We start from the raw sequence: 20,146 nt of genomic DNA on the forward strand, positions 1-20,146 counted from the left end.
GGCCAGGGTGTGGTGCCGACCGAGGGGCGGCCAGGCAGAACAGAGAAGGGCAGAGACTGATATGGCAAGAGAATACAAAGACGTTGTGGTGGGGCTCGATATCGGCACGGCCAAGGTCATGGCCGTGGTCGCCGAGGTGCTGCCCAATGGAGAGCTCAAGCTGGCAGGCCTGGGGGTGGCTCCGAGCAATGGCCTCAAGCGCGGTGTGGTGGTCAACATCGACGCCACCGTGCAGAGCATCCAGCAGGCCTTGAAAGAGGCCGAGCTGATGGCCGACTGCAAGATCCAGCGCGTGTACACCGGCATCACCGGCAGCCATATCCGCGGCCTCAACTCGAGCGGCATGGTGGCCGTCAAGGACAAGGAAGTCACCTCGGCCGACGTGGCGCGCGTGGTGGAGACGGCCAAGGCCATCAACATCAGCAGCGACCAGCGCCTGCTGCTGGTGGAGCCGCAGGAGTTCGTGATCGACGGGCAGGATGTGAAGGAGCCCATCGGCATGAGCGGCATCCGCCTGGAGGCCAAGATCCACATCGTGACCGGCGCCCAGAGCGCGGCCGAGAACATCATCAAGTGCGTGCGCCGCTGCGGCCTGGAGGTCGAGCAGCTCATGCTCAACCCGCTGGCCAGCAGCCAGGCGGTGCTGACCGACGACGAGCGCGAGCTGGGCGTGGTGGTGGTCGACATCGGCGCGGGCACGACCGACGTGGCGATCTTCACCGGCGGCGCGATCCGCCACACGGCGGTGATCCCGATCGCGGGCGACCTCATCACCAGCGACATCGCCATGGCGCTGCGCACGCCCACGAAGGACGCCGAGGACATCAAGGTCGAAAGCGGCTACGCCAAGCAGTTGCTGGCCGATCCCGAGGCGCAGGTGGAAGTACCCGGCCTGGGCGACCGCAGCCCCCGCATGCTGAGCAAGCAGGCTCTGGCGGGCGTGATCGAGCCGCGGGTCGAAGAGATCTTCTCGCTCGTGCAGCAGGTGGTGCGCGAGTCGGGGTATGAAGAAGTGCTGTCGTCGGGCATCGTGCTCACCGGCGGCAGCTCGGTCATGCCCGGGATGATCGAGCTGGGCGAAGACATCTTCTTGAAGCCCGTTCGGCGTGGCATTCCGAAGTATTCCAGCGCTTTGTCTGACATGGTGGCACAGCCCAGAGCTGCTACCGTCATGGGCCTTCTGGAAGAGGCGCGTCTGGCACGCCTACGCGGCTTCAAGGTGGCACAGAAAAGCGGGTCCATGAAGACGGCCTTTGGCCGCTTCAAGGACTTCATCGTGGGGAATTTCTGACCATGAAATTTCCTCTTTGGCTAGCGCGAGGCAGCCCGCACCGAACACTGCGCGGGCGATGGCGACGATGTACCGGACCGCCGCCCCCACTGCTCACGATGACATACCGAACAACCCATTGGCAGTTGCACACGAGATTGCAAACGAATTCAGCGAAAGAAACAGGAGCTCCAACATGACCATCGAAATGATCGAAGCCGAAGAATTCAACCAGGGCACCCAGATCAAGGTGATCGGCGTGGGCGGCGGCGGCAGCAACGCCGTCGAGCACATGATTGCCCGCAGCGTGCAGGGCGTGGAGTTTGTCTGCGCCAACACCGACGCGCAGGCATTGACCCGCAGCTCGGCCCACCGCCACATCCAGCTGGGTGGCAGCGGCCTGGGCGCCGGCAGCAAGCCCGACAAGGGCCGTGAAGCCGCCGAAGCCGCAGTGGACGACATCCGCCTGGCCATCGACGGCGCGCACATGCTGTTCATCACCGCCGGCATGGGTGGCGGCACGGGCACGGGTGCTGCACCCGTGATCGCCCGCGTGGCCAAGGAAATGGGCATTCTCACCGTGGGCGTGGTCACCAAGCCCTTCGACTGGGAAGGCGGCCGCCGCATGACGAATGCCGACAACGGCCTGGCCGAACTCGAAGCCAACGTCGACTCGCTGATCGTCGTGCTCAACGAGAAGCTGCTGGAAGTGCTGGGCGATGACATCACCCAGGACGAAGCCTTTGCCCATGCCAACGACGTGCTCAAGAACGCCGTGGGCGGCATTGCCGAAATCATCAACGAATACGGCCACGTGAACGTCGACTTCGAAGACGTGCGCACCGTGATGGGCGAGCCCGGCAAGGCCATGATGGGCACGGCCACCGCAAGCGGCCCGGACCGCGCCCGCATCGCTGCCGAACAGGCCGTGGCCTGCCCGCTGCTCGAAGGCATCGACCTGTCGGGCGCCAAGGGCGTGCTGGTGCTGGTGACGGCCGCGAAGGGCAGCCTCAAGCTGTCCGAATCGCGCCTGGCCATGAGCACCATCAATGCCTACGCTTCGCCCGATGCGCACGTGATCTACGGCGCCGCCTACGACGACAGCCTGGGCGACGAGATCCGCGTGACCGTGGTCGCTACCGGCCTGTCGCGCCCCAACGCGCGCCGCCAGCCGATTTCGGTGGTGCAGGGCGGCCTGCGCACCGGCACGGACAACGTGGCTTACCAAATGCCTTTGACCGGTGCGGGCACCCTGGGCTCGGCCATGGGCGTGCAAGGCGGCCACGCCGGCAGCACGCAGGCCGACTACGGCAGCATGTCGGTGCCCAGCGTGTGGCGCACCAACCGCACGCAGGCGGCAGCCCGCGTGGACGCACTGTCGTCGGGTGGCATGGACGATCTGGAGATCCCGGCTTTCCTGCGTAAACAAGCAGATTGATTCGGTACTCCCCCCTGAGCGGCTACGCCGCTTCACCCCCTCTCTCGCTGCGCGGGAGGGGGGACGACACCAGCGCGGCGGGGCGGCCCTTGCGCGGTGTCTCTGGCCTGGGTCGCGCCAGTTTTGGTCCGCCGTTGTCCGATTGAGCGGTCCTTTCGTCAGGCACCTCAAGCACAGCGTTCAGAGGCGTAGCTGTTAAACGTCCAATTGCGCAGTGACTCAACTTGCTCTCACTAACTGAATTGAACCAATCCGTTTCCTATCAAGGTCATAGGAAGCTGCGGATGGTTTTCGCGGGGTCGCCCCACTAAAATCGCCGGATGCTCCAGCAACGCACCCTCAAGACGATCACCCGCGCCGTGGGCGTGGGCCTGCACAGTGGTCAGAGGGTCGAGCTGACCTTGCGGCCTGCGCAGCCGGACACCGGGATCGTGTTCCGGCGGGTGGACCTGCCGCAGCCGGTGGACATTCCGATCCGCGCCGAGGCCGTGACCGACACCCGTCTGGCGTCCACCATCGCGGTGGGCAGTGCCAAGGTGCACACGGTGGAGCACCTGATGTCGGCCTGCGCGGGGCTTGGCATCGACAACCTGTACGTGGACATCACGGCCGAAGAGGTGCCCATCCTCGACGGGTCGTCGGCATCGTTCGTGTTCCTGCTGCAGAGCGCGGGCGTGGAGCTGCAGAACGCGCCCAAGCGCTTCATCCGCGTGCTCCGCCCGGTGGAGGTGCGCGAGGGCGAGGGTGCCAACACCAAGTGGGCACGCCTGGCGCCTTACCACGGCTACAAGCTCAGCTTCGAGATCGACTTCGACCACCCTGCGGTGGACTCCACCGGCCAGCGCGTGGAGTTCGACATGGGCGCTGGCAACTACAGCCGCGACATCGCGCGCGCCCGCACCTTCGGCTTCACGCGCGATGTGGAGATGATGCGCTCCAACGGCCTGGCGCTCGGTGGCGGCCTCGACAACGCCATCGTGATGGACGACTACAAGGTGCTCAACAGCGACGGCCTGCGCTACGACGACGAGTTCGTGAAGCACAAGATTCTTGATGCCATGGGCGACCTGTACCTCATCGGCAAGCCGCTACTGGCGGCCTACAGCGCGTTTCGCTCGGGCCACGGCATGAACAACCTGCTGCTGCGCGAGCTGCTGGCGCAGCGCGATGCCTGGGAAGTGGTGACCTTCGAAGACGAGCGCCAGGCCCCGGGCGGCTTTGCGCAGCCGGCGCGCGCCTGGTGACCGCGGGTCTGGCTGGCCGGCGGACCGGCCCTGTTGCGCACTGCTGAAAGGCACGTCCCCCATGATCATCGTTCGCTGGCTCGCCATCTTTTTGCTTCTGGCAGCGGCTGTCTCCTTCGGTTTCTACGTGGGCACAGGCCAGGCCCACTACAAGCGCATCGGCCTGGCCATCCTGAAATGGACGGTGATCGCCGCCGTGGTGTTTTTTGCGGTGGTGCTGATCGACCGCGTGACCTGACAGCTCCTGCCCTGTACCGCCGCGGTTTCCCCCAGCCCGCACAGTGGCCTATACTCGCGCCTGCTCCGGGGTGCACGTAGGGGCCTGCTTCGACAACATCGAACAGGCTGCTGGGCGTGCTGAGACGGCGGACCTTACCGCCGGAACCGCGAACTTGATCTGGTTAGTACCAGCGTAAGAAGAGCTGCAGTCGGAATTTTCCGCACCTGAGTACCAACACCACGCCCACCGGGCAGCGTTGGTGCGCAACGTGCGCACAGCAGGGGCCTGCCCAGGCCTTGGCGGTGCGCCCGGGCACCCGCCAGGGGGCGTGCGGTCCATGCCGGCCTATTGCGGAGCACAGATCCATCCCACCGATAGGAATGTGCCCGCCATGAATGCCCCCGACAAGTTCGCCCATTTGCTCGCGCTCACCCGCGAACCCTTTCCCGCTTCCACCAAGAGCTACCTGACCGGCAGCCGCCCCGATGTCCGCGTGCCCGTGCGCGACATCGCGCTCACCAATGGTGAGCAGGTCAGCGTGTACGACACCTCCGGCCCTTATACCGACCCGACGGCCACCATCGACGTGCGCCAGGGCCTGGCCAGCGTGCGCGGTGGCTGGATCGCCGCGCGCGGCGACACCGAGCTGTACGACGGCCGCCAGCGTGTGGCGCTGGACGACGGCAGCAAGAGCGAAGACGCGGCGCGCCTGGCCCAGCTGCGCACCGAAGCGGCCGCGCTGCAGCGCCCGCCGCTGCGTGCCAAGAGCGGCGCCAACGTAACCCAGATGCACTACGCGAGGAAGGGCATCGTCACGCCAGAGATGGAGTACGTGGCCCTGCGCGAGAACGGCAAGCGCGAGTGGATGGCCCAGTACATGCAGGACGCAGGCCGCGAGCAGCGGCTGATGGGCAACCCCATGGGCGCGAGCATCCCCAAGATCATCACCCCCGAATTCGTGCGCGACGAGGTGGCCCGGGGCCGCGCCATCATCCCCGCCAACATCAACCACCCCGAGGTCGAGCCCATGGCCATCGGGCGCAACTTCAAGGTCAAGATCAACGCCAACATCGGCAACTCGGCCGTCACCTCCAGCATCGAGGAAGAGGTCGAAAAGCTGGTCTGGGCGATCCGCTGGGGCGCGGACAACGTGATGGATTTGTCGACCGGCAAGAACATCCACACCACGCGCGACTGGATCGTGCGCAACTCGCCCGTGCCCATCGGCACGGTGCCGATCTACCAGGCGCTGGAGAAGGTGGGCGGCGTGGCCGAGGACCTGACCTGGGCCATCTTCCGCGACACGCTGATCGAGCAGGCCGAGCAGGGCGTGGACTACTTCACCATCCACTCAGGCGTGCGGCTGGCGTATATCCACCTCACGGCGCAGCGGCGCACGGGCATCGTCTCGCGTGGCGGCTCCATCATGGCCAAGTGGTGCATGGCGCACCACCGCGAGAGCTTCCTGTACGAGCACTTCGAGGACATCTGCGACATCATGAAGGCGTACGACGTGTCGTTCAGCCTGGGCGACGGCCTGCGCCCCGGCTGCGCATCGGACGCCAACGACGAGGCCCAGTTTGCCGAGCTGCACACGCTGGGCGAGCTGACCCAGGTGGCCTGGAAGCACGACGTGCAGACCATGATCGAAGGCCCCGGCCACGTGCCCATGCACATGATCCAGGCCAACATGACCGAGCAGCTCAAGACCTGCCACGAAGCGCCGTTCTACACCCTGGGCCCGCTGACCATCGACATCGCACCGGGCTACGACCACATCGCATCGGCCATCGGCGCGGCCATGATCGGCTGGATGGGCACGGCCATGCTGTGCTACGTGACACCCAAGGAGCACCTGGGCCTGCCCGACCGCGACGACGTGAAGCAAGGGATCATCGCGTACAAGATCGCCGCCCACGCGGCCGATGTGGCCAAGGGCCACCCGGGTGCCCGCGCGCGCGACGACGCGCTGAGCCAGGCGCGTTTCGACTTCCGCTGGCAGGACCAGTTCAACCTGGGCCTGGACCCCGACACCGCCAAGGAATACCACGACGAGACGCTGCCGAAAGACAGCGCCAAGGTGGCGCATTTCTGCTCCATGTGCGGGCCGAAGTTCTGCTCGATGAAGATCACGCAGGAGGTGCGCGAGTTCGCCGCGCAAAAGGGCATGGCCGAGTCGGAAGCACTCGCCAAGGGCATGGAGACCAAGGCGGTGGAGTTCCAGCGCCAGGGCGGCCAGCTGTATGTGCCCATCGTGGCCGAAGGCGCGGTGCCAGGGCAGGGCAAGGCCTGACAGCGCGGGCGCGCTCGACAGGGAAGAAGGGCGCCCGAAAAAGGACGCTCCATGCGTCTTTTTTTGGTCGTCGTATCAGTAGGGGTGTTCCCGTAGATCGCATTCCCATTAGCCGGGCTACTGGCTCCAGGGTTTCCCTGCTGTGGCCCTGGAGCCGGGGCTTTCCCTGTGCTTTTGACAGGCCTGCACAGCATATAGTCGCGCCCACACCCGGCCCAGAAGGCAGGGTGGTGGTGTGGCACCAAATTTGCTATGCTGAGTTGTCTGTTAAAAATTGTAAGGAAGAGCCATGAACGCTCTGGGCCGCTTTTCGATCCGCACCCGCCTCTACTTCGGAACCGTCTTTTCGCTGATATTGCTGGTCGTCATTGGCGCCATGGGCTATGTGGCACTGGACCGCACGCGCGGCACGCTGCAGGTGCTGTTCTCGGAGCGGGTGCAGACCCTGACCGACATGTCCGAGCTGCGCACCACACTGGGTGATCTGCGCCGCACCGAAAAAGACATCATCATCAATTTCAACAACTCGGTCGAAGTCTCCGCACTGCGCGAGACCTGGGCCAAGACCCTGGCCGCGCTGCGCAAGAGCCTGGCCGATGTGCGCCAGGTGCAGTCCGGCGATGCAGCGTTCGTCGAGTCCATCGACAAGTCGCTGGCCGAGATCAAGCAGTACGAAACCGGCATCTCCCCCATCTTCGAGCAGATCGAGCGCGCCCAGCTCGACGGCGCGGGCGGCGGTGCCTACGCCGACCGCTTCAAGGTGCATATGGAGGCCACCGACAAGCTGTTCTCCAGCCTGGCCACGTCGGCCCGCACCCAGATGGACGAAGCCCGCGCGGGCGTGGAGTCGCGCGCTAAGGCCATGTCGGCGCTGATCGGCGTCGCACTGCTGCTGGGCCTGGCGGTGCTGATTCCGCTCACGTTCTTCAGCGTGCGCTCCATCACCAAGTCCCTGGACCAGGCACAAGAGCTGGCCGAGCGCATCGCTGGCGGCGACCTGTCGCGCGACGTGGTGGTGATGAACCACGACGAAGTGGGCCAGCTGGTGGTGGCCATGGGCCGCATGCAGGACGCACTGCGCGGCCTGGTGCGCCAGGTGCAGGACTCTGCAGGCAACATCTCCACCGCCAGCTCCGAGATCGCCAGCGGCAACCACGACCTGAGCCACCGCACTGAGCAGACGGCGGCCAACCTCGAAGAAACCGCATCGTCGATGGAGATGCTGACCAGCACCGTGCAGCAAAGCGCGCAGTCGTCGCGCCAGGCCAGTGACTTCGCATCGTCGGCCGCCGAAGTGGCCGCACGCGGCGGCGCCGTGGTGTCGCAGGTGGTGACCACCATGGACCAGATCACCACCAGCTCGCGCAAGATCGCCGACATCACGGGCGTGATCGACTCCATCGCTTTCCAGACGAACATCCTGGCGCTCAACGCTGCGGTCGAGGCCGCGCGGGCGGGCGAGCAGGGCCGGGGCTTTGCCGTAGTGGCCAGCGAAGTGCGCAGCCTGGCGCAGCGCAGTGCTGCGGCGGCCAAGGAGATCAAGGGCTTGATCGGCTCCTCGGTGGAGCGTGTGGAAGACGGCTCGCGCCTGGTGAGCCAGGCGGGCGCCACCATGACCGAGATCGTGAGCAGCGTGCGCCGCGTGTCCGACATCATTGCGGAGATCACCGCGTCGTCGGCCGAGCAGAGCGACAACATCGGCCAGATCAGCCAGTCGGTCACCCAGCTCGACCAGATGACGCAGCAGAACGCCGCGCTGGTGGAGCAGTCCACCGCCGCGTCCGAATCGCTGCGCGAGCAGGCCGTGCACCTGACCAGCGCCGTGCGGCAGTTCCGGTTGCAGGAGGGTGCTGCGGGATCACCGTCGGCCTTCAGCGCACCCGGCGCGCCCTCGGCCCCGGCTGTGGCCCAGGCACCGCACCGGCCTGCGTTGCAGATTCGCTGACCCCTGCGGGGCACAGCACACACGCAAAAGGCCGGGTGACCGGCCTTTTGCTTTTGGATCAAGCCCCTGCGCGCGGGTGCATCAGCGTGCGGTGGACGCCGGCGCAGCGCCTGTGGCGGCCGGTAACGCAGTGGCAGGGTTCAAGGGCGTCGTGCTGCTGTTGGTGGGGGGTGTTGTGGCCGCAGGCGAAGCAGGCGCGGTGGCCGTCGCTGCAGCGGGCCGCGCAGGCGCTGTGCTCCATCGGTCAAACCACTGCAGGCGCCATGCAGCCACGCCCAGCGCCACCACCACCACAAGCGCCGCCGCGCTCCACCACAGCGGTGCCTTCGACTCTGCAAACGGGTCGTGCAGCGTGCGGCGCGCATTGGCCGGCACCTTGGCCGTCTGCGACAGCGAACTGCCCAGCCGCGTGTTGATGCGCATGCGCCCATTGATGGCCCAGCCGCTGGCATCCAGCAGCGGCCCCAGGCTGCGCTGGCGCAGCTTGAGCCAGGCAATCAGCATGCTGGGCCCCGAGATGGCCAGCACGATGCCCACCAGCGCCAGCGGAATCCACACACCCAGGTCCACGAACTTGGCGAACACGCCCACCAGCACTGCGCTGATGCTGCCCAGTGCCACGCCGATGGCGGCCACGGTGCCCACATCGGTACGGCGAGGGGCGGCGGCGGTGATGGTGTCGGCAGTGGTGGTGCCTGCGGCCTTGAGGGGCGTGTTGGCCAACGCGCCCGCTGTGGCGCCCAGCGACTTTTGCGCCCGTGCCTCGCCGGCCGCGGCGCGCTTGGCCACCTGCTCCTCAATCAATCGCACGAACTTCTTGTACGGCGACATGAAGGCCTGGGCGATGCTGGTCGGGTTCTCGACGATGCGGGTGATGGTGGCATCCCAGTCCTGGCCCTTGCGGTCGTAGAACACGCCATTGCGGCCTACGAAAAGGAAGTCCACATCGCCGGCGGTGAACGCCGCCACGATGCCCATCTTCTGGCCCTTGCGCGTGCACTGGCAATAGGCCAGGTAGGTCTTGGCCAAACCGGCCAGCTTGGCGTGCTGCGCGGCGTCAGCCACCTGCACTGTCAGGTCGCAGCTGCGCGCATCCAGGTACAGCGTGCCGGCCTGGAAGATCGCACCCCGGCGTTGGTAGAACGCCGAAAACGACACGAAGTTGTTCAGCAACTCCAGCAGGTCGCGCTTGAAGCGCAGCAGCTTTTCCAGGTCTTTGGTGTGCTCGTTGTGCTTCTGCTCGGCCTCGTCCTCGGCGATCAAATCCATCACGCGCTGGCGGGCGTCGCTGCTGTACAGCGTGTGAAGCACCTCGTCACCCAACATATCCAGCGGCGTGGCAGGCCGGTCCGCCAGCCATTGCTGGCAAGGTGCCAGCGCCTGGCCGATGGTGTGCCATTCCTGCTGCGTCAACGCATCGGCCTGTCGCCCCAGCAGCGGCGCCACCGTGTGGTCGCGAAAGTCGCGCAGCGCGCGGGCCCAGGCCGGGTTGACGCCCTCGTTGAGCGGCAGCACGGCTTTGGGGGTGATGGGCGCCAGCGGCAAGGCCGTGATGGAGGGCGACGACAGATCCAGCTGGGTGCCCGCCATGGCGGTGTATTCCTCCAGCGACGGGTTGAGGGCCGTGGCTGCGCGCAGGTCGTAGGCCGCCAGGCGGCTGCGGGCGAAGAAGTCCTCGACCTTGTGGGCGACCGCGTTCATGGCCTGGGTGGCCTGGAGCGTGTGTTCGCCCAGCGCGAGCGCAGTCGTTGCGCCCCGGGCTTTGGCGGCCCAGGCGGAGATCTTGTCCAGGTCGGCAAAGAACGCCTCGGCGCGGGCCCGGTCGATGCCGGGCAGCGGTGGGTCGCCCACTGGCGCGGTGCTGCCCTGGGTCTTGAGGATGTGTTCGATGGCCTTGCGGGCGAGCGCGTCGTCCTGCGCAGTCTCCACGGTGATGATGCCGTCGCCGTTGAATCGCAGCGTGCTCAGGTGTTCGCTGCGCGCGACCACGTCGGCCAGCGATATCACGCTGGCGTCCTGCTGCCCCGCCATGGACAGGATGCGCCGCGCCGCGTTCGCCAGCGCTGCACCAGGTTCGGTGCTGTCATCGATGGCCGCAATGTCCAGCGTGTCGCCGGGCTGGGTCAGTTCGTCGGGGTTGCGCAGTTGCGCGCAGGCCCAGGCGCAGGCCGCCAGCAACTCGGGGGGGCGGATGCGGCCGTCGTGGTCGGTGTCGATGAGGTCCAGCGTGCGCTCGTCGAACTCGATGCCGCGCGTGGGGCAGGCCAGCGCCACCCACAGTTTCTGGTCCAGCTCCGGCAGCCGGGCGATGTCCTGGCCGGATCGGATGATCACCTGGTCCACGCCCCCGGCGCGGAAGAATTGCCATGGGTGGGGCTGGGTGGTGGTTGGGTGCATGAAGGTTCGGGCGCTGTCGGCGATGGATGAAGGCGGAGCAACACCGGCGGATGCAGCAGATGCAGCGGGTGCACCGTCAGGTTGCCAAGCCTGTCATTCTTCTCAAAGCGGGCCCTGCGCTCCAGCGGTCACGGGCCAGTGGGTTTGTCGGACATCGCTGACAGCGGGCGCCGGGGTGCTCTGTTCGGTATCAGCCTGAAGTCACGCGGGGCCGCAGTGTGACGGGACGTTGACGTCAGGTGACGGAGGATTTTGGGATTTTTAGGCCTCTACCGCTTGTTAGGTATGCGCTAGCAGCTATTGAAAGCATAGCAATCGCTGCAAGTGCAAGGCCGGGCCAGCAATCGCTGAGAGGCCGTCAGCGGTGCAGAGGTAGCGTGGGCAGAGCGCAGCGCGGGCTCAGCGCAGACGAAAGGGCAGGGCGCGTCAACGCCGCGCGAGCCCGGGCCCCACCACGGGCCACCCGCCACGGAGCTCTGTCAGTCGCGCGTGACGCGCAGCACTTCTTCCCGGCTGGTGATGCCCGCGGCGATGAGGCGTTCCGCATCGTCGCGCATCAGCGCCATGCCGTCGGCCATGGCGGCAGTGCGGATGTCGGCTTCGGATGCCTGGTTGTGGATCTGCGCGCGGATGGCGTCGTTGGTCACCAGCAGCTCGAACACGCCGGTGCGGCCCGTGTAGCCCGTCTGGCCACAGTGCTCGCAGCCGCTGCCGTGGCAGTGGCTGCAGTACTTGCGCACCAGCCGCTGCGCCAGCACGCCCAGCAGCGACGACGACAGCAGAAAGGGCTCCACGCCCATGTCCGTCAGCCGCGTCACCGCGCTGGCCGCGTCGTTGGTGTGCAGCGTGGCCAGCACCAGGTGGCCCGTCAGCGAGGCCTGGATGGCGATCTGCGCGGTCTCGAAGTCGCGGATTTCACCGATCATGATGATGTCCGGGTCCTGCCGCAGGATGGCGCGCAGGGCCTTGGCAAAGGTCAGCTCGATCTTGCTGTTGACCTGCGTCTGGCCCACGCCCGGCAGCTCGTACTCGATGGGGTCTTCCACCGTCATGATGTTGTTGCGCGTGGCGTCCAGGCGCCCCAGGCCCGCATACAGCGTGGTCGTCTTGCCCGAGCCCGTGGGCCCGGTCACGAGGATGATGCCGTGCGGCTGCGAGATCAGGCCTTCGAAGCGGCGCAGGGTGTCGCCCTGCATGCCCACGGCTTCCAGGCTCAGCTTGCTTTCGCTCTTGTCCAAGAGGCGCAGCACGGCGCGCTCGCCATGGGCGCTGGGCAGGGTGGACACGCGCACGTCGATGGCCCGCGTGCCCAGGCGCAGGCTGATGCGGCCATCCTGCGGCAGGCGCTTTTCCGAAATGTCGAGGTCCGCCATGATCTTCAGGCGCGAGATCAGCGCGGCGTGCAGCGCGCGGTTGGGCTGCACCACCTCGCGCAGCGTGCCGTCCACCCGAAAGCGCACGCTCGAGTGCCGCTCGTATGGCTCGATGTGGATGTCGCTCGCGCCGTCGCGCGCGGCCTGCGTGAGCAGGGCGTTGAGCATTCGGATGATGGGCGCGTCGCCGGCGGATTCCAGCAGGTCTTCCACCGCGGGCAGCTCCTGCATCATGCGCGAGAGGTCGGCATCGCTCTCGACCTCGCTCACCACCGTGGCGGCGCTCGATTCGCTGTGCGAGTACGCGGCGCTGATGCGCTGCGCCAGGCCCGGCGCGTCCAGCGGCAGCAACTGCTGCACCGCGTGCTTGCGCAGCACTTCGGACAGCGCGCCAGCGTCGGGGGCCGGGCCGTGCCACAGCACCAGCTGGTGGCCGTCATCCTCCAGCAGCAACTGGGCGGTGCGGGCAAAGGCGTAGGGCAGGGGGTGGCGCATGGTGTGGGCGGTCCCTGGCTTACAGCGGCTGCGCCGCCACCGTGGCGTTCAGCGCCAGCTTGCCGCGCACAGTGGCTGCGGCAGCCTGGGCAGCCTCTTCGGTCGCATAGGGACCCACGCGCACGCGGGTGGCTGTGCCGCGGTTGGTCTCCACCGACTGCAGCGCCAGCGGCAGCGCCGAATTGCGCAGGCGGGCCATCGAGGCCATGGACTGCGCGTCATCGCCGAAAGTGCCGACGTTGACGTAGTACAGAGACACAGTGCTGCTCATCGGCGTGGTACCCGGCACGGGCTGCGCTGGCGGCGTCACTGGTGTCAGCTCTTGCAGCGGCGCAGGTACGGGCACGACGGATGGAGGGATAGGGGCTGGACGTGCCACGGGAGCCGCGCGCTCGGCCAGTGCCGGCAGCACTGGTGCCCCGGACACCGAGCCCATCACCAAGCTTGGTGCGGGCTGGGTGGAGTGTTGCAGCGCGCGGATGGCTTCGTAGCGGTCGACCACCAAGGCTTCGCTGGTGGCGTTGTCACGCACCACGATCGGCCGCAGGAAGATCATCAGGTTGGTCTTGCTGCGCTTGCGGTTCTCACTCTTGAACAGGTTGCCCACCACGGGCAGGTCGCCCATCACGGGGACCTTGTCTTCGCCCTGCGAGTAGGTGTCCTCCAGCAGGCCGCCGATCACGATGATGCTGCCATCGTCCACCAGCACGTTCGACTCCACCGAGCGTTTGCTGGTGCTGGGGCCGTTGACGTTGTTGCGGGTCGCATCGTCGATCTTGGAGATTTCCTGGTAGATCGCCATCTTCACGGTGCCGTTCTCGCCGATCTGCGGACGCACCTTGAGCATCAGGCCCACGTCCTTGCGCTCCACGGTGGTGAAGGGGTTCACCGTGCTGCTGCCGGTGGAGTTGGCGTACGAGCCTGTGACAAACGGCACGTTGGTGCCGATGAGGATCCGGGCCTCTTCGTTGTCCAGCGTCATGATGTTGGGAGTCGACAGCACGTTGGCATCGCCGCTGTTTTGAAGAAAGTTGGCCAGTGCGCCCAGGTAGTACTGACCATTGATGCGCGGCGCCAGGGCCAGGTTCAGGCCGCCGCCCAGGCCGGCCGCCGCCGTGGCGATGGTGGTGGCGTTGCCCGAAGCGATGGCCGCTGTCACGCCCAGGATGTTGGCTCCGGCAGCGCCGGAATTCGTGCCGATGACGCCCACGGTGCCATCGCCCTGCTTGCCCAGGATGCCCTGCCACTGGATGCCGAACTGCGCCACTTTGTTGGCCGCGACTTCGACGATCAGGCTTTCCACCAGCACCTGTGCACGCCGCCCGTCGAGTTGGTCGATCACGGCACGCAGCTGGCGGTATAGCGGCTCGGGCGCCGTGATGATGAGCGAATTGGTGGTGGGGTCCGCCTGGATCTGACCGCCGGTGGACGGCTGGTTGTTGTTGGTGCTGGCGGTGCCCATGGTGTTGTTGCCACCGCCCAGCCCTCCGTTATTGCCGGCTGACAGGCCCGTACCCGTCGACAGCATGCTCCCGCTGTTGTTGCCGCCGCTCAGGCTGCCGCTCTGCGCAGCGGGGCTGCTGGCACCGCCGCCGACGGCGGCACCCCCCGAGCTGTTGCCAGTGCCCATCGCCGCCATGGCAGCGCGCAGTGTGGTCGCGAGCTTGGTGGCGTCGGCGTTCTTGAGGTAGACCACATGGATGTTGCCCGTGGCCGCACTACTGCCGGGCACGGGTGCCTGGTCCAGCCGGTCCACCAGTGCGCGTACCTGCGCCACGCGGGCCGGGTTGGCGGCGCGCAGGATCAGCGAGTTGCTGCGCGGCTCGGCGATCAGCGTGGTCTTGAACGACGTGTCCGATTGCCCCTGGCCAGCGGCCGGCACGCCAACGGCGGCACTGCCGCCGTCGATGAGGCGCGCCACCAGCGGCGCCAGGTCAGTGGCCACGGCGTTGCGCAGAGGGATCACCTCCACGTCGCTGGCGTTGGAGACGTCCATGGCCGCCACGATGCGTGCCAGGCGCTGCAGGTTGTCGGCGTAGTCGGTGATCACCAGCGAGTTGTTGCCGGGGTTCACGTTGATGGTGTTGTTGGGGCTGATCAGGGGGCGCAGCACGGGCACCAGGTTGGCCGCGTTTTCAAAGTTCAGCTTGAAGATCTGCGTGACGATCTGCCCGCCGCCGGGCGCGCTGCCGGAGCTGCCCTGCACCACGCTCACGCTGCCGCCCTGCAGCTTGGCGTCGGCCTCGGGCACCACCTTGTACAGGCCCGCCGCTTCGACCACGGTGAAGCCCTGCAGGCGCAGCGCGGCCAGGAACTGCTGGAAGGCCGCTGCCGGGGTCACGGCACGCTCGGTGACGAGGTTGAGCTGGCCCTTGACGCGGGGGTCGACCACCACGTTGCGGCCGGTGATGGTGGCCATGGTGCGGGCCACGGCTTCGATCTCGGCGTTGGCAAAGTTCAGCGTGACCGGCTCGCCGGAGCGCACGCTGCCGGTGCGGGTGTCGATCGCGGTTTGTGCATTGATTTGGCCGCTGACGCAAGCCAGCAGGACGCTGGCAGCTATCGCTTTGAGAGCAAAATCGAGGCGGGGTGAGAGCAAGGAAGTCATAGGGTCAACCCACGGTGATGATGGAGCGCGCGCCGCTGCGCCGTCCAATGATGTTCAGAAGATTGGCCAGGGCCGCTTCGCGCTCGGGGGCGGCGCTGGCCTCGCCCGTGAAGCGCAGGCGCTGGCCCACCCATTGGCCCGAGCCGCTCAGCTGCAGGTGTCCGTCGAGCGTGCTCAGCGTGAGCGTGGGCACTTCGCCGCCCTGCACCGCCAGCCTGTAGCTGCCCATGGGGCGCAGGGTGGACAGGCGCGATGACATCGCCCGTGCGTCCAGTTGCGCCTGGCCTGCCAGCGCCATGCGGCCCGCGCTCCAGCGGGCGGTGAGGCCACGGGTCTGCAGCACCAGTTGGCCTTGGGGCTGCAGGGTGTTCCAGGGGGTGCCCAGCCCCGTCAGCACCGACGCGGGCCACAGGCTTTCGCCGTCGATCACGGTGAGCTGTGCACCGTACAGGCCCGCGCCGATCTGCAGTTGCAGCGGCTGGGGTGTGCAGCAGTCCGCATGGATCTGCGCGCGCAGGCCGCTGAAGCTGGGGCGTATGCGCCAGTCCAGGCGGCCGGGCAGGGCGGCGCGGTCTTGGCTGGCGCTGCCGCCGGTCAACACCAGTTGCGCCGACCCGGTCCATACCGTGCCGCGCGCCTGCAGCAGCTGCACCTGCCCCCCGGTGGCGTCAGTCACGCTGTGGGCCAGCCACTGCGCCGGCGCAAACACCACCATGGCGGGCAATACGCCTGCCAGGGCGCCCGCCAGCGCCCAGCCCCAGGCAGAGCGGGGCGTTTGCGAAGCAGGTGGTCGGTGTCGGGAATAAGTGGCCACGGGGTTGGGGGGTGCGTTCAGTGCGTGAAGTCGTGCAGGCAGTGCTGGTCAGGGCTGGGCGGGCGGCAGGGCCAGGACCAGCGTGCCATCCCAGCGCGGCATGGCGCGGGCGCTGCCCAGCACCACGGGTGCTGCCGCCCCGTTGGGGGTTGCGGGTGCGGCCGCGGCGCTGCGTGCCAGGCGCGCCTCGATGGGCGCTGCGCGCGCATTGCTGCGGGCCTGGGCCAGCCACTGGCCCAGCGCGTCGGCGGGGGCGCCCTTGAGTGTGACGGTGGCGCGGTCGCCGATGACATTGATCTGTGCCGTGTTGCCCAGGCGCTGCGCCAGTGCGGCACGCAGCGCACCCACCGAGTCGCCGCGCGTGTTGCGGGGGGTGGACTGCAGCTGCTGCGCTTCTGCGCGCAGGCTTTGCATCTGCTGAAGCTGGGCGTCGAGCTCTGCATGGCGCGCAGGGGCGGCGCGCAGCGTGGCCAGGGCCGGTGCCACGGCCACCCACCACAGCAGCGCGAACGCCACGAGACCGCCAGCGGCCAGCACCAGGGTCTGCTCGCGTGGGGCCAGGGTTTGCCAGCGGGCGCGCAGCGCGGCGCTGGACGACGGGCGGGTGCTCATGGTGCGCCTTTCGCAGTCGGTGGCAAGCGGCCTTCGGCGGCGCGCAGCAGCAGGCTGCCGTCGTCCACCCGGGCCTGGTAGCCCGCGGCCTGCAGGCTGGCAGACAGTGCGGTTTCTTCGTCCGGGCCCAGGGTCACGCCGCGCAGGCGTAGCTCGCCCGGGGTGTATTCGATGGCGGTGGGCTGGCGGCCGGCGGGCAGTGCTGCGCCCCCGGCGGCCAAGAGGGGCTCCAGGTCGCGGGTCGACACGCTGCCGGCGGCTTGCCGCAGCTGCGCCAGTTCGCGCTCCATCTGAACCGGTGCGTCGACCACCACCTGCACCTTGGGGAAGGTCTGCGTCAGCGTGGAGCGCACGGCGGCCTGCTTGGCCACCATGGCCTGGCGCTCCTGCCAGGCCCAGGCATTGAGGCCCACCAGATGCGCCACCACCAGCAGCGCGGCGCCCCAGCGTGCGGCGCGCCATTGCGGCGCATGCAGCAGCGCGCTGGCCAGGCTGCCCGCCTTGCGCAGGGCGCGTGTGCGGCCGGTGCTGGCCAGGTCGAATTGGGCCAGGTCCCAGTCGCTGCGCGCGGCATCCAGCGCGCGCTGGCTGGCGGTGTGCAGTGCCACGCGCTGCCCCAGGGTGCGCTCGGCCAGCGCTGCCACGGCGGGCTCGGCACGCACCACCAGGGCATCGTCCTCGTCGCCGGGCGCAGGGGGTGTGCCGGGGGCGCCGGCGCGGGCCAGCGCCAGGGCCATGTTCGACAGGGGCAGCACGGCCACGCCTTGGCTTGGGCCCTGGCCGGTGAGCACCACGCACGCGTCTTCGGGGGTGCCCAGTGCGCACAGTTCGGGGCGGCCGCTGGCAGTGGGGCCGGGCGCGAATTCAGGCACCACGCGCGCCACGCGGCGGCCCGCGGCCTCCAGGGCCTGCAGGTTTTCGCGCAGCCAGGCGCGGTCGCACACGGCCACCCACAAAGGCTCGCCCGCCTGCGCGCCGGGCTGCAGCGCGAAATGCAGCTGGCTGGCGTCGTCCAGAAGGCGGTCTTCCAGCAGGCCGTCGAGCACCGAGCGCAGGCGCGGCGTCTGCTGGCCGGCACCGAGCGCGATGCCCGGCGGCAGTTGCACGCGTTGCCACGACAGCGCGCGCGCGGGCACCACGGCCACCACCTCGCCGCCGGGGCGCGTGGGTTCAGGCAGCAGGGCCGCCGGGGCGGTGGCGTGTCGGATGGCAGTGTGGCCGTCCGCCGTCAGCGTGTAGCTGTACTCGGTGGCGGGGCCCGGACGGGCCGGCGGCAGGAAAAGGATGAGGGTGCTCATGGAGGGGTTTTGCGGGCCATTTTAGAGGGCGGACTTGACACTGTCGGGCCAACGCCGCCCAGGTGTCTCCAATCCGCTGCGTCTGGGCGCGGGTTCTATCGCGGCACCTGGGCCGTGCCGGGGCCGGATTCACGGTCGAAGGCCCCGCGTTCGCGCCACAGGGTGGTGACCTCGATGCCCTGTTTGCGGACCAGCGAGCGCTCGTCCACCATGGCATCGCCCAGCCGCAGCCGGCCGCGCACCTCGAAGTACGACGAGGCCACGGCCAGCGTGCTTTCGGGGATGTCGATGGTGGCGCCCAGCAGTTCGCGCACCTCGGACAGCGTGCGGAAGTGGCGCGACTCGCGGACCTGCAGGATCTTCTGGGCGCTGGCCATGTCGAGGCCGGCGATGGCCGCCAGCAGCACGTCGATGCCGGCCGTGTTGATGTTGACGGGAGTGTTGGGAGGCAACAACGACACATGGGGCGTGAGCGCAAGAACGGTGCTTTGCGACAGGCCCAGCCAGCCCAACTGCGTGATGGATGGCGGCATCAACGGGGCATTGCCGCTGTCTCCGCTGCCTGCAGCCTGGGCGCGCTGCATGCCGTCCACCAGTGCGCTCAGTTCCTGCTGCGGCAGGCCCAGCCGCTCGAACAGCCGCATGAATTGCCGCTGGCCCACGTCCTGCACCTTGCCGTTGACCACCAGGTTGGACAGGTTCAGCCGCCCCTGCGCGTCGGTGATCTGGCCCGAGAGGAACGCCTCTGTGGTGTCGGTGCTGGCATCGTCGACCTGGCTCACGTTCTTGTCGGCCGCCAGAAAGGTGGACAGGCGGGCCTCTTGCAGCGGCACGGCCCAGGGCTCGGCCAGGTGGTCCGCGCCGCCCGAGCGGCCGTCCTCGCGCAGGATCAGGCGCGAGAAGTCGAGCGAGCCGATGAGGATCCATGCCGACTGCACGCGCGCGCGCTCGGCCGTCTCGACCTCCACCGCCCGCCACTGCTGCCACATAGCCGACGCAGCGAACGTGGCCACGAGGGTGACGGTGAGCATGGCCAGCAGCAGCGCCGCGCCGCGCGCCTGGTGCAAGCGGCGCGCACCCGCCAGGGGCCGATGCCGCCGTGGGGCTGGGGTGACCTGCGCAGCGCACGGGGTGGCGCTGGCTGTGGGGCGAGCGGTGAGACCGCTGAGGTGGCCGGTCATGACCTGCCTCCGCCCAGCAGGGGGTTCACCCAGTCGCGCGTGAGCTGCCCGACCAGCGCCTGGCCCGGGGGCAGCGTGATCTGCAGGCGCACGCCGTCAGGGATGGCGGCCGTGGTGCTCTCGGCGGTGGTCGAGCCGCTGCTCGATTGCGCGTTGGACCAGGCACCGCCGCGGTAGTAGAAGATCTGCCAGTCCTGCAGCGGCAGCAGCGCCATCTCGTAGCGCCGCTCCGCGTCGCCAGGGGTGCGCGCCCACTGGGCGGCCAGCGCCCAGGCCTCTTGCCACTGAGCGCGCGTGCGCACCGGGGGCGATTGCCAGCGTACCCACTGGCCCGCGCCCTGCGCGCCGCGCAGCGTCCAGGCCACCACCAGCGCGCCCTCGTCGGGCACGGCACTGGTGCGGCGCGTCAGGCGCAGCACCTGGCCGTCCCAGTCGAGCGGCGTGGTGTTGGCAATCGGCATCAGTGCATCGAGGTCCGTGCCCCACTGGCCCAGGGACGACTGCAGCACCAGCATCTCATCGGCCCGCTGCCGCGTGATCTCCTGCGCCCGCACCATGCCATCGAGCCCGCGCCAGCTGAGGATGGCCAGCAGGCTCATCACCGCAATCGCGAGCAGCAGCTCGACCAGCGTGAAGCCGCGCGCAGTCTTCGAGGCCGATCTGCGTTGAGAAATACGGAACCGTTCACGTTGAGCTGATCCAAGCGCTGCGCGAGGCTTCGACAAGCTCAGCCCGAACGGTTTGGGCGTATGGGATACAGGGCCGCATGCAAGCGGCGCAGTGCAAGGCAAAGGCATCCGTGGAACTGACTTCTCCAAGCCACCGGGTGCGCCCCCCCAACGGGTGGAAGGCGCAAAGCGAATCGGGAGCCCTGCCAACGTGAAGCTGCGTGCAGACGTCGCAACCGGCGCGGCGCAAGGCGAGGGCACCCGTGGAACTGGCTTTGCCAGGCCACCGG

14 protein-coding genes and 1 riboswitch are annotated in these 20,146 nt (G+C 68.2%); of the genes, 6 read left to right on the top strand and 8 right to left on the bottom strand.

Going from position 1 to position 20,146, the window contains the following annotated elements:
* The first annotated feature begins 61 nt into the window (after positions 1–61).
* The 6 genes from ftsA (at position 62) to ASF16_RS23630 (ending at position 8,410) form a co-directional block, all read left to right on the top strand.
* The gene (gene ftsA, locus ASF16_RS23610) at positions 62–1,291 is read left to right on the top strand and encodes a cell division protein FtsA (protein WP_008903721.1); all 1,230 of its coding nucleotides are present in this window, start codon (positions 62–64) and stop codon (positions 1,289–1,291) included.
* Positions 1,292–1,466: 175 nt separating this feature from the next.
* A complete protein-coding gene (gene ftsZ, locus ASF16_RS23615; RefSeq protein WP_056173145.1) occupies positions 1,467–2,708 on the top strand; it encodes a cell division protein FtsZ in 1,242 nt (413 codons plus the stop codon).
* A 320-nt stretch (positions 2,709–3,028) separates the two neighbouring features.
* Positions 3,029–3,952, top strand: coding sequence for a UDP-3-O-acyl-N-acetylglucosamine deacetylase (lpxC, locus tag ASF16_RS23620; RefSeq protein WP_056173149.1), 924 nt, complete (start codon positions 3,029–3,031; stop codon positions 3,950–3,952).
* Between the two features lie 61 nt (positions 3,953–4,013).
* On the top strand, positions 4,014–4,190 hold the full coding sequence (locus ASF16_RS26605) for a hypothetical protein (protein WP_200912413.1): 177 nt from the start codon (positions 4,014–4,016) through the stop codon (positions 4,188–4,190).
* 56 nt (positions 4,191–4,246) lie between these two features.
* A riboswitch (TPP riboswitch) is annotated at positions 4,247–4,388 on the top strand.
* A gap of 175 nt (positions 4,389–4,563) precedes the next feature.
* Entirely contained in the window at positions 4,564–6,465 is a 1,902-nt protein-coding gene (gene thiC, locus ASF16_RS23625) for a phosphomethylpyrimidine synthase ThiC (protein ID WP_056173152.1), read from the top strand.
* Positions 6,466–6,754: 289 nt separating this feature from the next.
* Positions 6,755–8,410 carry a methyl-accepting chemotaxis protein gene (locus tag ASF16_RS23630; RefSeq protein ID WP_056173155.1) on the top strand — a complete coding sequence of 552 codons (1,656 nt, stop codon included), beginning with the start codon at positions 6,755–6,757 and terminating at the stop codon, positions 8,408–8,410.
* Between the two features lie 81 nt (positions 8,411–8,491).
* Here the strand turns inward: ASF16_RS23630 and ASF16_RS23635 are convergent, their stop codons facing one another.
* From ASF16_RS23635 to ASF16_RS23670, 8 genes are all read right to left on the bottom strand, one after another.
* On the bottom strand, positions 8,492–10,807 hold the full coding sequence (locus tag ASF16_RS23635; protein WP_056173159.1) for a hypothetical protein: 2,316 nt from the start codon (positions 10,805–10,807) through the stop codon (positions 8,492–8,494).
* Positions 10,808–11,286: 479 nt separating this feature from the next.
* Complete coding sequence (locus ASF16_RS23640) at positions 11,287–12,675, bottom strand: GspE/PulE family protein (RefSeq protein ID WP_056173161.1); 1,389 nt, start codon at positions 12,673–12,675, stop codon at positions 11,287–11,289.
* Between the two features lie 19 nt (positions 12,676–12,694).
* The gene (gene gspD / locus ASF16_RS23645) at positions 12,695–15,283 is read right to left on the bottom strand and encodes a type II secretion system secretin GspD (RefSeq protein WP_156372210.1); all 2,589 of its coding nucleotides are present in this window, start codon (positions 15,281–15,283) and stop codon (positions 12,695–12,697) included.
* Between the two features lie 4 nt (positions 15,284–15,287).
* Positions 15,288–16,097 carry a type II secretion system protein N gene (gene gspN, locus ASF16_RS23650; protein WP_056173164.1) on the bottom strand — a complete coding sequence of 270 codons (810 nt, stop codon included), beginning with the start codon at positions 16,095–16,097 and terminating at the stop codon, positions 15,288–15,290.
* A gap of 48 nt (positions 16,098–16,145) precedes the next feature.
* Entirely contained in the window at positions 16,146–16,709 is a 564-nt protein-coding gene (gene gspM, locus ASF16_RS23655; protein WP_056173166.1) for a type II secretion system protein GspM, read from the bottom strand.
* Complete coding sequence (gene gspL, locus ASF16_RS23660) at positions 16,706–18,007, bottom strand: type II secretion system protein GspL (protein WP_056173171.1); 1,302 nt, start codon at positions 18,005–18,007, stop codon at positions 16,706–16,708. The genes gspM and gspL overlap by 4 nt, the downstream gene beginning before the upstream one ends.
* A gap of 95 nt (positions 18,008–18,102) precedes the next feature.
* Positions 18,103–19,188, bottom strand: a complete 1,086-nt coding sequence (gene gspK / locus ASF16_RS23665) for a type II secretion system minor pseudopilin GspK (RefSeq protein ID WP_082517120.1) — start codon at positions 19,186–19,188, stop codon at positions 18,103–18,105.
* On the bottom strand, positions 19,185–19,862 hold the full coding sequence (locus ASF16_RS23670; RefSeq protein WP_056173557.1) for a type II secretion system protein J: 678 nt from the start codon (positions 19,860–19,862) through the stop codon (positions 19,185–19,187). The genes gspK and ASF16_RS23670 overlap by 4 nt, the downstream gene beginning before the upstream one ends.
* Positions 19,863–20,146 lie beyond the last annotated feature (284 nt).

Origin of the sequence: Acidovorax sp. Leaf78, from assembly GCF_001422735.1 — a bacterium.
In the GTDB taxonomy this organism is placed as follows: Bacteria; Pseudomonadota; Gammaproteobacteria; order Burkholderiales; family Burkholderiaceae_C; genus Acidovorax.

Coding starts and splice junctions, on each gene's coding strand:
- thiC (WP_056173152.1), top strand. CDS start 4,564: ATGAATGCCCCCGACAAGTTCGCCCATTTGCTCGCGCTCACCCGCGAA.
- gspM (WP_056173166.1), bottom strand. CDS start 16,709: ATGAGCACCCGCCCGTCGTCCAGCGCCGCGCTGCGCGCCCGCTGGCAA.
- ASF16_RS23630 (WP_056173155.1), top strand. CDS start 6,755: ATGAACGCTCTGGGCCGCTTTTCGATCCGCACCCGCCTCTACTTCGGA.
- lpxC (WP_056173149.1), top strand. CDS start 3,029: ATGCTCCAGCAACGCACCCTCAAGACGATCACCCGCGCCGTGGGCGTG.
- ASF16_RS23635 (WP_056173159.1), bottom strand. CDS start 10,807: ATGCACCCAACCACCACCCAGCCCCACCCATGGCAATTCTTCCGCGCC.
- gspL (WP_056173171.1), bottom strand. CDS start 18,007: ATGAGCACCCTCATCCTTTTCCTGCCGCCGGCCCGTCCGGGCCCCGCC.
- ASF16_RS26605 (WP_200912413.1), top strand. CDS start 4,014: ATGATCATCGTTCGCTGGCTCGCCATCTTTTTGCTTCTGGCAGCGGCT.
- gspK (WP_082517120.1), bottom strand. CDS start 19,188: ATGACCGGCCACCTCAGCGGTCTCACCGCTCGCCCCACAGCCAGCGCC.
- gspD (WP_156372210.1), bottom strand. CDS start 15,283: ATGACTTCCTTGCTCTCACCCCGCCTCGATTTTGCTCTCAAAGCGATA.
- ASF16_RS23640 (WP_056173161.1), bottom strand. CDS start 12,675: ATGCGCCACCCCCTGCCCTACGCCTTTGCCCGCACCGCCCAGTTGCTG.
- ftsZ (WP_056173145.1), top strand. CDS start 1,467: ATGACCATCGAAATGATCGAAGCCGAAGAATTCAACCAGGGCACCCAG.
- ftsA (WP_008903721.1), top strand. CDS start 62: ATGGCAAGAGAATACAAAGACGTTGTGGTGGGGCTCGATATCGGCACG.